General features: G+C 69.5%; 9 protein-coding genes and 1 pseudogene. 5 read left to right on the forward strand and 5 right to left on the reverse strand.

Translation table 11 applies throughout. The features are described from left to right. The first annotated feature begins 69 nt into the window (after positions 1–69). Positions 70–897: a hypothetical protein gene (locus RDV84_RS13100; RefSeq protein ID WP_309150614.1), complete on the forward strand. Its 828-nt coding sequence runs from the start codon at positions 70–72 to the stop codon at positions 895–897. A gap of 870 nt (positions 898–1,767) precedes the next feature. On the opposite strand, the gene recQ is transcribed toward RDV84_RS13100, so the two are convergent. Continuing rightward, positions 1,768–3,600 carry a DNA helicase RecQ gene (recQ, locus tag RDV84_RS13105; protein WP_057948693.1) on the reverse strand — a complete coding sequence of 611 codons (1,833 nt, stop codon included), beginning with the start codon at positions 3,598–3,600 and terminating at the stop codon, positions 1,768–1,770. 103 nt (positions 3,601–3,703) lie between these two features. Between recQ and RDV84_RS26395 the strand changes: the two are divergent. Further along, a pseudogene (locus RDV84_RS26395) lies at positions 3,704–3,778 on the forward strand (DUF6053 domain-containing protein); the annotation flags it as partial. Between the two features lie 83 nt (positions 3,779–3,861). On the opposite strand, the gene RDV84_RS13110 reads toward RDV84_RS26395, so the two are convergent. Then, positions 3,862–4,443 carry a Dps family protein gene (locus RDV84_RS13110; protein ID WP_078999884.1) on the reverse strand — a complete coding sequence of 194 codons (582 nt, stop codon included), beginning with the start codon at positions 4,441–4,443 and terminating at the stop codon, positions 3,862–3,864. A gap of 142 nt (positions 4,444–4,585) precedes the next feature. Here RDV84_RS13110 and hrpA point away from each other — a divergent pair, with 142 nt between their 5' ends. Beyond that, entirely contained in the window at positions 4,586–8,722 is a 4,137-nt protein-coding gene (hrpA, locus tag RDV84_RS13115) for an ATP-dependent RNA helicase HrpA (RefSeq protein WP_309150615.1), read from the forward strand. 39 nt (positions 8,723–8,761) lie between these two features. Beyond that, positions 8,762–8,812 carry a DUF6053 domain-containing protein gene (locus RDV84_RS26400; protein WP_425606398.1) on the forward strand — a complete coding sequence of 17 codons (51 nt, stop codon included), beginning with the start codon at positions 8,762–8,764 and terminating at the stop codon, positions 8,810–8,812. Here the strand turns inward: RDV84_RS26400 and RDV84_RS26405 are convergent. From RDV84_RS26405 to RDV84_RS13125, 3 genes are all read right to left on the reverse strand, one after another. Further along, the gene (locus RDV84_RS26405; protein ID WP_425606397.1) at positions 8,794–8,844 is read right to left on the reverse strand and encodes a DUF6053 domain-containing protein; all 51 of its coding nucleotides are present in this window, start codon (positions 8,842–8,844) and stop codon (positions 8,794–8,796) included. The genes RDV84_RS26400 and RDV84_RS26405 overlap by 19 nt on opposite strands. Before the next feature lie 69 nt (positions 8,845–8,913). Next, the gene (locus RDV84_RS13120) at positions 8,914–9,423 is read right to left on the reverse strand and encodes a hypothetical protein (RefSeq protein WP_078999881.1); all 510 of its coding nucleotides are present in this window, start codon (positions 9,421–9,423) and stop codon (positions 8,914–8,916) included. 53 nt (positions 9,424–9,476) lie between these two features. Then, entirely contained in the window at positions 9,477–9,986 is a 510-nt protein-coding gene (locus tag RDV84_RS13125; RefSeq protein ID WP_057948689.1) for a hypothetical protein, read from the reverse strand. An 86-nt stretch (positions 9,987–10,072) separates the two neighbouring features. Here RDV84_RS13125 and RDV84_RS13130 point away from each other — a divergent pair, with 86 nt between their 5' ends. Then, entirely contained in the window at positions 10,073–12,247 is a 2,175-nt protein-coding gene (locus tag RDV84_RS13130) for a RelA/SpoT family protein (protein WP_250449350.1), read from the forward strand. Positions 12,248–12,256: the final 9 nt, after the last annotated feature.

Here is a 12,256-nt window from a genome sequence, read left to right on the forward strand (position 1 = left end):
ACAGGCTATTGGTGCTGGAGGCCAACTGTGACCGAGAGAGACCGGAAAAGCGATGACATCGAGTCGAGGATGATCCTTGTCGAAGGGGTTCTTCGTGAACTTCATCTTGGAGAAGGTCGCGAGAACCTATTGCAGAAAATCGACGGCCACTATCGAGGGAAAAGCGCTCTTGCTGGGGCGTCCGCAGGGGCTGGGGATCTGTTCGGACGAGCCGCGAATGCGGCCATGCTGGCGATGTGCGACGGGGAGGCCGCGCAGAATTTTGCATGCATCATTGACGGGCAAGTGGTTTGTGGCCAGTTCGCGGGAGCTCAGTTGTTGAAAGAGGGTAACTGCGTGCGGATCGCGGCAGAGCGGAATGGCGATGCGATCGTGGCGCGCGGCATCTTGGATGAAAAACAGGGGCTGGTCTGGGTTGAGCATCCGTGGGGAGGCGCGGCAGAGATGCTCGCAAACTGGAAAATTGCCCTATGGTGCTTCGGCTTCGCGTATGTACCCTTGACGCTTCTGAGTTGGTTTCAGGGGGCGGGAAGTTGGAGTTTTTGGGAGTTCCAACTCTTTATCGTTGCGGCTCTTGTGTTGCTTTGCGGTGGCCTCGCCCTGTGGGCGAACAAGGGCATGCGAACACTTTCTGCCCGTTCCACGGAGGTTTTTCGCCTGCTCGGTTTTTCCTCGCCAGAGAGGGTCAATCTAAACAAATATCAGGTCTCGCTCGTGGAGTCGCGAAAGCGTATGAAGCTGATTTCGGCGAAGCGGAAGGAGTTGCGCGAAGGAACCTTCACGTTGCCACCGAAGGCCCCCATTCTGAATGTGTCATCCGAGCAACTCAGAAATACACACGACTACAAGCAAGCCATTGAGGATGGCAAGCTTTCAATGGCATCGGTTGGATCATGAGATTCGCGACCTGGGAAGCCTGTTGCCCAAGGCCAACAAGCCCAGTTGTGAAGTTGGCTGGGTTCGACATAAGTAGTGGCCCGCCCTGCCGGCACCGACGCCAGGGAGGTTCATGAGGCACGTCGAATGGCGCCACGCCATGGAGCCTCGAAGGCCTGAACGCCGCGCGGCTGTCCGAGCAGGCGCGGCTCATCAAGCTGCAGCTGTCCGCATCGGCGTCGCGGAACGCCGTCTTCGTCGAGCGCTTCACCGGGACCGAAGGCATCTTTGCTGTTGCGCTTGCCTTTGCTGTCGCTACGAGTGACGACAAGCCACGATCAAGAGCTTCCGTCCGCAAGCGGCCGGGTCACTTTCTTTGTCTGAAGCCACAAAGAAAGTAAGCAAAGAAAAGGCCTTGTTTTTTCGGATCAAGAGCCACTATGGCTCGCAGCAGCGCGGGGCCGCGCCATAAGGGGCATCCTGCCCCATGGCGCGCGTGCGCATCCATGCGCACGCCCTTCGGGGCTGCGGAACGACTGCAGCGGGCTCGGGGGCGAGCACGAGCGACGGCAGTTGCAACGGCAACGGCTCGATCAAAATGGATTCCGGCTTTCGCCGGAATGACGGTGCGTGGGGTTGCGGTTCGGCGCGGTCGATGTTCGCGGTTGCCGCTTTTACGCGATCCCTGCAGTCGGAAACGAAACCGGCCGCAGCCCCTGTAGGAGCGGCGCAAGCCGCGACCGCGGTAATGCAACGACGACGCAAGATCCATCGTCGCCGCTTCTGCACGGAAGGTTCGCCTATGCCGCAGCCGTACCTGCGTCGCCGCGCTTCAAGCCGTTTACCGCAAGGCGCAATCCTGGCGGCGATGGGCCGCCAGGCCCGGCGCCGTCACTCGTGATCGAGCAAATGCTGCAGCACCGCCTCGCCATAACGGTCGAGCTTGCTCGCGCCGATGCCGGGAATGCGCGACAGGTCGTCCAGGTCGTCGGGCGCCTGTTCGGCGATCGCGCGCAGGGTGCTGTCGTGGAAGATCACGTAGGCCGGCACGTTCTGTTCGCGCGCGGTGGTCGAGCGCCATTCGCGCAGGGCGTTGAAGCGCGACAGCGCCTCGGGCTCGAGGTCGGCCATCGCCGCGGCCGCCGCCGCGCCGCCGCCGCTGCCGCGGGATTTCCTGGCGCCGGCGCCGCGCGCGGGCTTGGCGGTCTCGCTGCGGAAGCGCAGGCTGCGTTCGCCGCGCAGCACCGGGCCGGCGTCGGCGGTCAGGCGCAGGGCGCCGTGGCGTTCGATGTCGGCTTCCAGCAGGCCGCCGGCGACGAGTTGGCGGAACACGCTGCTCCACTGGCGTGCGTCGAGGTCGGCGCCGATGCCGAACGTGCTGATGTCCTCGTGGCCGAAGCGCGAGACTTTCTCGGTGGTCTGGCCGCGCAGGACGTCGATGACGTGGCCGGCGCCGAAGCGCTGGCCGGTGCGGTACACGCACGACAGCGCCTTGCGCGCGGCGGTGGTGCCGTCCCAGCTCTGCGGCGGTTCCAGGCAGTTGTCGCAGTTGCCGCATTCGCCGGGATGCGGTTCGCCGAACCAGCCGAGCAGGCCCTTGCGCCGGCACTCGGTGGATTCGCAATAGCCCAGCAGCGAATCGAGCTTGCGCAGCTCCACCCGCTTGCGTTCTTCGCCGGCTTCGCCTTGCTGGATCAGCTGGCGCAGGCTCACCACGTCGCCGAGGCCGTAGCACAGCCAGGCGTCGGCGGGTTCGCCGTCGCGGCCGGCGCGGCCGGTTTCCTGGTAGTAGCCTTCGATCGACTTGGGCAGGTCGACGTGGGCGACGAAGCGCACATCGGGCTTGTCGATGCCCATGCCGAAGGCGATGGTCGCGACCATGACCACGCCGTCTTCCTGCAGGAAGCGGCGCTGGTTGGCGGCGCGCGATTCGGCCGGCATGCCGGCGTGGTAGGCCAGGGCGTGGATGCCGGCGGCGACCAGTTGCTCGGCCACCGTCTCCACGCGCCGGCGCGAGAACGCGTAGACGATGCCGCTGTCGCCGCGATGGGAGGCGAGGAAGTCGAGCAACTGGCGGTTGCCGTTGTCCTTGTGGACCACGCGGTAGCGCAGGTTGGGGCGGTCGAACGAGCTGACGAAGCGCTGCGCGTCTTCCAGGTTGAGCCGTTCGGCGATCTCGCGCTGGGTCGGCGCGTCGGCGGTGGCGGTCAGGGCGATGCGCGGGATGTCGGGCCAGCGCTCGTGCAGGATCGTCAGTTCGCGGTATTCGGGGCGGAAGTCGTGGCCCCATTGCGAGACGCAGTGGGCCTCGTCGATGGCGAACAGGGCGATCTTGGCGCGGTCGATCAGGTTCAGGCAGCGCGCGGTGAGCAGGCGCTCGGGCGCGACGTACAGCAGGTCGAGCTCGCCGGCCAGCAGCTCGCGCTCGATCCGCGCGGCGTCGTCGGCCGACAAGGTCGAGTTGAGGTAGGCCGCGCGCACGCCGAGCTGGCGCAGCGCCTCGACCTGGTCCTGCATCAACGCGATCAGCGGCGAGACCACCAGGCCGCAGCCTTCGCGCACCAGCGAGGGAATCTGGTAGCACAGCGACTTGCCGCCGCCGGTCGGCATCAGCACTAGGGCGTCGCCGCCGTCGATCACGTGCTGGACGATCTGCGCCTGTTCGCCGCGGAACGCGGTATGGCCGAAGACGCGGTGGAGGATTTCGAGTGCGGGGGACGACATGGGCCTAGTTTAGCGGCGCGGCCGCGCGCGGCGGTCGGAGAATGCGCGGGGCGCGGGGTCGGACGCCGTCGCGGCGGTGGGTCGGGGGCTGCCGACGGCTCTTGTGGGAGGGCCCTCAGGCCCGACGCTCTTTTTTCAGGTCGCGGCGATCGGAGCGGAAGACATCGGGCCTGAAGGCCCTCCCACGAAAAAGCCCCTCCCCGCCGGGCGGGAGAGGGGCTTCGGGGGAGCCGGCCTGCGCCGCGCCGGTTCCCGGGCCGGTCACTGCAGCAGCGAGCGCAGCATCCAGGCGTACTTCTCGTGGGTCTGCAGGCGCTGGGTCAGCAGGTCCTCGGTCGGCGCGTCGTCGACGTCGTCGGCCTGGTCGAGTACCTTGCGCGCGGTGCGGCACACCGCTTCGTTGCCGACCACCAGCTGGCGTACCATTTCGCGCCAGTCGGCGGCGTCGGTCAGGCCCGGTTCCTCGGGGATCGAGGACAGGCGCACGAACTCGGCGTAGGAGCCCGGGGCGTTGAAGCCCAGGGCGCGGATGCGCTCGGCGATCTCGTCCAGCGCGGTCCACTGTTCGTTGTACTGGGTCTCGAACATGACGTGCAGGCTGTTGAACATCGGCCCGGTCACGTTCCAGTGGAAGTTGTGGGTCTTCAGGTACAGGGTGTAGCTGTCGGCCAGGAAGCGCGACAGGCCCTCGGCGATCTTCTTGCGATCGGCCGGCGAGATCCCGATATCGATCGAGGGGCCGCGGTCGCCCGGGCCCGGCGAGGCCGCCGGGTTCACCGGCGCCTCGGCGCCGCTCTTGCCCTTGCCGGGCTTGGTCTTGTCGGACTTGTTGGACTTGGCCATGTGCGACTCCTTCATTGGGGGAGGTGGTTCCGGCGATCCGGACCGTTCCTGGATGGGGTCCGGACTTTGCGGCGACAATAGGCGCAGTCGCCGCGGAAGTGAAATGGTTTGTTTTTAGCGCTGCAATGCAGGCGATCTATCGATGAATACCAGCCAATCCCAACAGTCTAGGCAGGCCGATGCGAGCGCTGCGTTACGGCAGGCGCGCCGCGCCATCGACGGCGCGCTGAGCCGCGACCGCGGCCGCCTGCACGGGCTGTGGTCGCGCTGGAGCGGCAAGCCCGCCGACGCGGCCGCGCAGGAGGCCTTCGCCAAGGCGCTGGCGGCCTCGGTCGCGCAGCGCCAGGCGCGCGCGGCGGCGTTGCCGCACGCGCCGGTGGATCCGGCTTTGCCGATCGCGGCGGAAGCCGAGCGCATCGTCGAGCTGATCCGCAAGCATCCGGTGGTGGTGATCGCCGGCGAGACCGGCTCGGGCAAGACCACCCAGCTGCCCAAGCTGTGCCTGGCCGCCGGCCGCGGCGCCGCCGGCCTGATCGGCTGCACCCAGCCGCGCCGCATCGCCGCGCGCGCAGTGGCGCGGCGCGTGGCCGAGGAACTGAACACCGAGCTCGGCGGCGCGGTCGGCTATCAGGTGCGCTTCAACGAGAACGTCGGCGAGCGCACCGCGGTCAAGTTCATGACCGACGGCATCCTGCTGGCCGAGATCCAGTCCGACCGCTTCCTGTCGGCCTACGACACCATCCTCATCGACGAGGCGCACGAGCGCAGCCTCAACATCGACTTCCTGCTCGGCTACCTGAAACAGCTGCTGAAGAAGCGCCCGGACCTCAAGGTCATCGTGACCTCGGCGACCATCGACACCGAGCGCTTCGCCGCGCATTTCGACGGCGCGCCGGTGGTCAGCGTGGAGGGGCGCGGGTATCCGGTGAGCGTGCGCTATCGGCCGTTGGACGATGCGGGACCGGGGACCGGGGACCCGGGACCGGCAGATCGCCGCAGCGCTTCCGGTCCCGGGTCCCGGGTCCCAGGTCCCGCACTGAGCGTCAACGACGGCATCGTCGCCGCCTGCGACGAAATCAGCCGCGAAGACCCGCGCGGCGACGTGCTGATCTTCCTGTCCGGCGAGCGCGAGATCCGCGACGCCCACCAGGCGCTGGAGCGGCGCAAGTACCGCGAGACCGAAGTGCTGCCGCTGTACGCGCGGCTGTCGGTGCGCGACCAGGACCGGGTGTTCAACCCGGGCCCCAAGCGCCGCATCGTGCTGGCGACCAACGTCGCCGAAACCTCGCTGACCGTGCCGCGCATCCGCTACGTGGTCGATCCGGGCCTGGCCCGGGTCAAGCGCTACAGCCCGCGCGGCAAGCTCGACCGCCTGCACATCGAACCGATCAGCCAGGCCAGCGCCGACCAGCGCAAGGGCCGCTGCGGACGCATCAGCGAAGGCACCTGCTACCGCCTTTACAGCGAGGCCGATTTCGAATCGCGGCCGCAGTACACCGACCCGGAAATCCGCCGGGCCGCGCTGGCGGGCGTGATCCTGCGCATGCTGTCGCTGGGGCTCGGCGACATCGAAGCCTTCCCGTTCCTGGAGCCGCCCGACAGCCGCGCGATCGCCGACGGCTGGCAGCAATTGAACGAGCTCGGCGCGGTCGACGAGCAGCGCAAGCTCACCGCGACCGGGCGCACGATGGCGCGCCTGCCGGTGGACGTGAAGCTGGCGCGCATGTTGGTGGCCGCCAACCAGCACGGTTGCCTGCGCGAGATGATCGCCATCGCCGCGTTCCTGGGCATCCAGGACCCGCGCGAGCGCCCGTCCGACCAGCGCGCCGCGGCCGACAACGCGCATGCGCTGTTCGCCGACCCGCGTTCGGAATTCGTCGGCATCCTCAAGCTGTGGGACGCCTACCAGCAGGCGCACGAGGAACTGACCCAGTCCAAGCTGCGCGGCTGGTGCGAGAAGCACTTCCTCGGCTTCCTGCGCATGCGCGAATGGCGCGAGCTGCATCGCCAGCTGAAGCTGCTGTGCGTGGAGACGGGACTGGGGACCCGGGACCCGGGACCGGAAATCGCGGACTCCGCGGGTCCCGGGTCCCCGGTTCCCGGTCCCGAGGCCTACGCTCGCCTGCACCGCGCGCTGATCGCCGGTCTGCCGACCCAGATCGGTTTCCGCGGCGACAAGGGCGTCTACGACGGCCCGCGCGGGCGCAAGTACACCTTGTTCCCCGGTTCGCCGCTGGCGAAGAAGCCGCCGCCGTGGCTGCTGTCGGCGACCCTGCTCGACACCGAGCGGGTGTGGTCGATGACCAACGCCGCGATCGAGCCGGAGTGGGCGATCCAGGAGCTGCCGCACCTGCTCGCGCGCCGCCACCACGACCCGCGTTGGTCGCGTTCGCAGGGCCGGGTGGTCGGCAGCGAGCAGATCAGCCTGTTCGGGCTGGTGCTGGCGCCGAAGCGGCCGATCCACTATGGCGCGCTGTATCCCGAGGAAAGCCGCGCGATCTTCGCCCGCGACGCGCTGGTGACCGGCGAGATCAACACCCGCGCCGGGTTCCTGCCGCGTAACCTGGCCGTGTTGGCCAAGGCGCGCGAAGAGGAAGCCAAGCAGCGCCGCGCCGGGCTGGTGGTGGACGAGGAATGGATGGCGCAGTGGTACCTCGACCGCTTGCCGCCGCAGGTCCACAACGTCCAGGCGCTCGACGCCTGGTACCAGAAGCTGGCGGCGAACGAGAAGGCGGCGCTGGAGTGGAGCGGCGACGACCTGATGATCGGCGGCGAGAGCGAGGCCGCGCGGTTCCCGCCGTACCTGCAACTGGGCCAGGCCCGGCTGGCGGTGGGCTATCGCTTCGAGCCCGGCGCGCCCGACGACGGCATGACGTTGGCGGTGCCGCTGCACTTGCTCAACGCGCTCGACCCGGCGCAGCTGTCGTGGCTGGCGCCGGGCTTCGTCGCCGACAAGGCCGCGGCGCTGATCAAGTCCTTGCCGAAGGCGCTGCGGCGCAACTTCGTGCCGGCGCCGGATTTCGCCAAGGCGTTCTACGAAGCCCATCCCAAGCCCGAGGCCGACGATTTCGTCGGTGCGCTGGCGCGGTTCCTGCGCAAGCTCGGCGGGGTGGAGATCGCGGCGACGGATTTCGACGCCGCGTCGATCGAAGCGCATCTGCGCATGAATCTACGGTTGCTGGAATACCCGGCCGGCGGCGACGGTCGCCGCGGCAAGGGCGAGCCTAAGGGCGAGCCGGTCGTGCTGGCCGAGTCGCGCGACCTCGACGAGCTGCGCGCGCGTTTCGGCGAACGCGCCGCGCGCGCGTTCGCCGCGCGCGCCGCCGACGGCCTGGGCCAGCGCGGTTTGACGACGTTCCCCGAGCAGCCGATCGCGCTGTCGGTGCCCGGCGCCGCCGGCGTGCCGGCGTTCCCGGCGCTGCACGACGACGGCGACAGCGTGTCGCTGCGCGTGCACGCCGAGCGCGACGCGGCGCTGCGCGCGCACCCGCGCGGGGTGCGGCGCCTGCTGGCGCTGGCGCTGGTGGAAAAGCTCAAGCAGGCGCGCAAGCAGCTGCCGATCCAGCCCAAGATCGGCCTGTTGTATGCGGCGATCGAATCGGCCGCACCGCGCCAGGAGCGCGATTCGCTGCTGCGTCGGGCCCAGTCCGGCAACGCCGCCGGCCGCGCCGCGCTCGACCGTCCGCGCGACGGCGACCGGCTGCGCGAGGATCTGGTCGACGGCGCGGTGCAGTCGCTGCTCGGCGAGGACGCCGAGTTGGTGCAGGTGCGCGATGCGGCCGCGTTCGAACAACGCCGCGACGAGGTCGCGCGCAAGCTGTTCCCCGAGGCGATGGAGCGCTTGCGCCAGGCCGAGGCGATCCTGGCGGCGGTTGCCGAGGTGCGCGCGCGTCTGGAATCGCCGCTGATGGGCTGGGCCAGCGGCAACCTCGACGACATGCGCGCGCAGCTGGCGCGGCTGACCCCGCCGGGCTTCCTGCGCGACGCGCCGACCGCGGTGTTGACCGAGTACCCGCGCTATCTCAAGGCGCTGGCGACCCGCGGCGAGCGCGCACTGCGCGATCCGGTGCGCGACCAGGCGCGCATGCTCGAACTCAAGCCCTTCGTCGACGCGCTGGACGCGGCGACGGCGGCGGGCGAGGGCGGCGACGCGGGCTGGCAGGCGCTGCGCTGGGACATCGAGGAACTGCGGGTGTCGTTGTTCGCGCAGGAACTGGGCGTGCGCGGCGGTGTGTCGCCGAAGAAGCTGGCGCAACGGCTGGCGGCGTTGCGCGGTTGAACCGCGCCGTTGCCGAACAGCTGGTGTGGGAGGGCGGCTGTGGGAGGGCCTTCAGGCCCGATGCTGTTTTTTCAGGTCGCGGCGACCTGAGCGGAAAGCATCGGGCCTGAAGGCCCTCCCACAAAATACGAAGGCGGCCCTGAGGCCGCCTTCGTCGCATACCGCCGGCCGCTGCCATGCGGCGGCGCAGCTCACTCCACCCGCCTGACCTTGGCCTTGGGCGACTGGCCCTCGACCTGCAGGTACCACGTCGAACCGACCATGCCCGGCGCGATGGTGACCTTGGGCGCGGCGAGCGGCTTGCCGAGATAGAGCGAGCCTTCGATCACGCGCCAACGCTGGCCGTTCTCGAGCTCCAGCACGGTGCCCACCGACCAGCCACGGAAGGCGCCGTCCTTGAGCTGGGCGACCACCGGCTCGCGCGCGGCGGCTTCCTCGGGCAGGCCGCGGCGCTCGGCGCGGATCTGCTTCACCGCCTCCTGCACCTGCGCATCCTGGTCCTGCGCCAGCAACTGGTCGAGCAACTGGATCTGCTGCGGCGACAGGGTATCCAGGCCGGTGGCCTTGAGCTGCTCGGCGCTCAGGCGCTGCTGCAGCGGAACGTAGTGGCGCTCGGCGGCGTGGGCGGCGGGAGCGAGGACCGCGAACGAGACGGCGAGGGCGAGCGAGCCGGCCAGGGCCGACGGGGACAGCACGCGCATGACGGAACTCCGGAGCGAAGGGCGATGACGGAAAGCGGCGGGGACGGACGGAATCACTTGACCCGGACCACCTTGGCGCGGGTGTTGTAGCCCTGCACCGACAGGTACCAGGCGTTGCCGATCACGCTCGGCGCGATGCGCACCTGCGGCGAATCCAGCTTCACCCCCGGCAGGTCGGCGCTGTCGTCCTGGCGCCACTCCTGGCCGTTGTCGAGCACGTAGGTCTGGCCGCGCGAGAAACCCTCGAAGCGGCCGGTCATGCGCGCCACCACCGGTTCCCGCGACGGGCTCTTGTCGAAGAAGCCGCGGCGTTCGTGCGCGGTCTCTTCCTGGGCCTTGACCACGGCCTTGCTGGTCTCGGTGTCGAGGGTGCGGTTGAGCCAGGCGTTCAGGTTGGCCAGTTCTTGATCGTCGAGCTTGTTCAGGCCGGCGCTCTTGAACTGCTCGGCGCTCATCTGTTGCTGGATCTTCTGCTGCGCCAGCGCGGCCGGCGCGGCCAGGCAGGCGGTCAGGGCGAGGGCGACGGCGAGCCGGCGCGGCAGGGGGACGGCGATTGCGGACATTCGTGCGGTTCCTCGGTGCTGTTCCTCGGGACGGATGCTCGCTAGTGTAGACGCTAGCTCCTCCCGCTTCTCCACTCTCCCACGCAGTGAACGCTTCCGCCGAGCCGCCCGAACCGCCCCTGTCCGACCTCCTGGCGCTGCCCGCGGCGGCGGCCCTGTCCGCGCCGCTGCGCGCCGGCTTGCTGGCCGCCGCGCACGCGCCGCAGGCGCGCGACGCCGCGCTGGACGCGCCGGTGGTGGTGGCCGCGACCCTGGACGCGCTGGCCCTGCTCGGCGCCGACGGCGACACCGTCGCCGCGGCGTTGCTGCACGCCTATCCGGGCTGGGCCGCGGCGCTGGGGCCGGGCTGGGAGCGCGAGCATCCGGTGCTGGCCGCGCTGCTCGACGGCCAGCGCGCCGCCGAGCAGGTCTGGGCGCTGCACGCCGAACCCGGCCGGCGCTCGGGCAGCGAAGGCCTGCGCCGCTTGTTGCTGGCGATCGTGCGCGACCTGCGGGTGGTGCCGATCCTGCTGGCGCGGCAGCTCGCGCGGCTGCGCCACGCCGACCGGCTGCCGCCGCAGACCCGGCGCGAACTGGCCGCGCTGACCCGCGACATCCACGCGCCGCTGGCCAACCGGCTCGGCATCTGGCAGCTCAAGTGGGAACTGGAAGACCTAGCCTTCCGCCACCTGGAGCCGCAGACCTACCAGAAGATCGCGCGCCTGCTCGACGAAAAGCGCGTCGACCGCGAGCGCTACATCGAGAACGTCAAGCGCGTGCTGCGCGAGGCGATGGACGCGCAAGGGGTGACGGCCGAAGTCGCCGGCCGGCCCAAGCACATCTACAGCATCTGGAAAAAGATGCAGCGCAAGGACGTGCCGATCGGCGAGCTCTACGACCTGCGCGCGGTGCGGGTGATGGTCGACGACCTGGCCTCGTGCTACGCCGCGCTCGGCGTGGTCCACGCGCAGTGGACGCCGATACCGAGCGAGTTCGACGACTACATCGCCCGGCCCAAGCGCAACGACTACCGCTCGCTGCACACCGCCGTGGTCGGGCCGGAAGGCAAGACCCTGGAGGTGCAGATCCGCACCCACGAGATGCACCGCCAGGCCGAACTCGGCGTGGCCGCGCACTGGAAGTACAAGGAAGTCGGCAGCCACAGCGCCGACGCCGCGTTCGACCGCAAGATCGCCTGGATGCGCCGGCTGCTCGACACCAAGGCCGAGGGCGGCGGCGACGAGGCGCTGGCCGGCGAACTCGATACCGAACTGATCGAAGACCGCGTCTACGTGCTCACGCCGAAGGGCGAGGTGATCGACCTGCCGGCCGGGGCGACGCCGCTCGACTTCGCGTACCACGTGCACACCGAAGTCGGCCATCGCTGCCGCGGGGCCAAGGTCGACGGGCGGATCGTGCCGCTCGACCACAAGCTGCGCAGCGGCGACCGGGTCGAGATTCTGACGGCGAAGACCGGCGAGCCGCGCCGCGACTGGCTGGTGGCGGCGAACGGCTTCCTCGCCAGCAACCGCTCGCGCGAGAAGGTGCGCACCTGGTTCCACAAGCTCGACCGCTCGCGCAACGAAGCGGCTGGGCGCGAGTTGCTGGACAAGGAACTGCGCCGGCTCGGCCTGCTCGGCGCGGAACTGGCGCCGGTGCTGGAGCGCTTCAGCTTGGCCAGCGACGGCGACCTGTACGTGCAGGTCGCGCTGGGCTACCTCGGCCCGCATCAGGTCGGCCGCGCGCTGTTGGAACAAGAGCGCGCCGCCGCGGCACCGGCCGCGCCGCCGGCTTCGACCAGCCTGATGGCGGTGTCGGCGCGCAAGCCGGCGGGCAAAGCCACCGACTTCACCATCGAAGGCGTCGGCAATCTGCTGGTGCAACTGGCGCGTTGCTGCCAGCCGCTGCCGGGCGAGCCCATCGTCGGCTACCTGACCCGCGGCCGCGGCGTCAGCGTGCACCGGCCCGGCTGCGCCGCGTTCGAACGCCTCGCCGCGACCCAGCCGCAGCGGGTGCTGCCGGTGGAGTGGGGGCGCAAGGGTTCCAGCTACGAGGTCGACATCGAAGTGCTGGCGCTGGACCGCAAGTGGCTGCTCAAGGAAGTCACCAACGTCATCGCCCAGGGCAACGCGCACGTGCTCAGCATCCGCAGCGACGTCGAGCGCAACGGCTCGCAGGTGCGGCTGCGTTTCCGCCTGCGGGTCGGCGACTACGGCCAACTGTCGAACCTGCTCGGCAAGCTGTCGTCCCTGCCCGGCGTGGAGTACGCGCAACGCAAATAGCGGTTGCTG

Origin of the sequence: Lysobacter yananisis, from assembly GCF_031199375.1 — a bacterium.
In the GTDB taxonomy this organism is placed as follows: Bacteria; Pseudomonadota; Gammaproteobacteria; order Xanthomonadales; family Xanthomonadaceae; genus Lysobacter; species Lysobacter yananisis.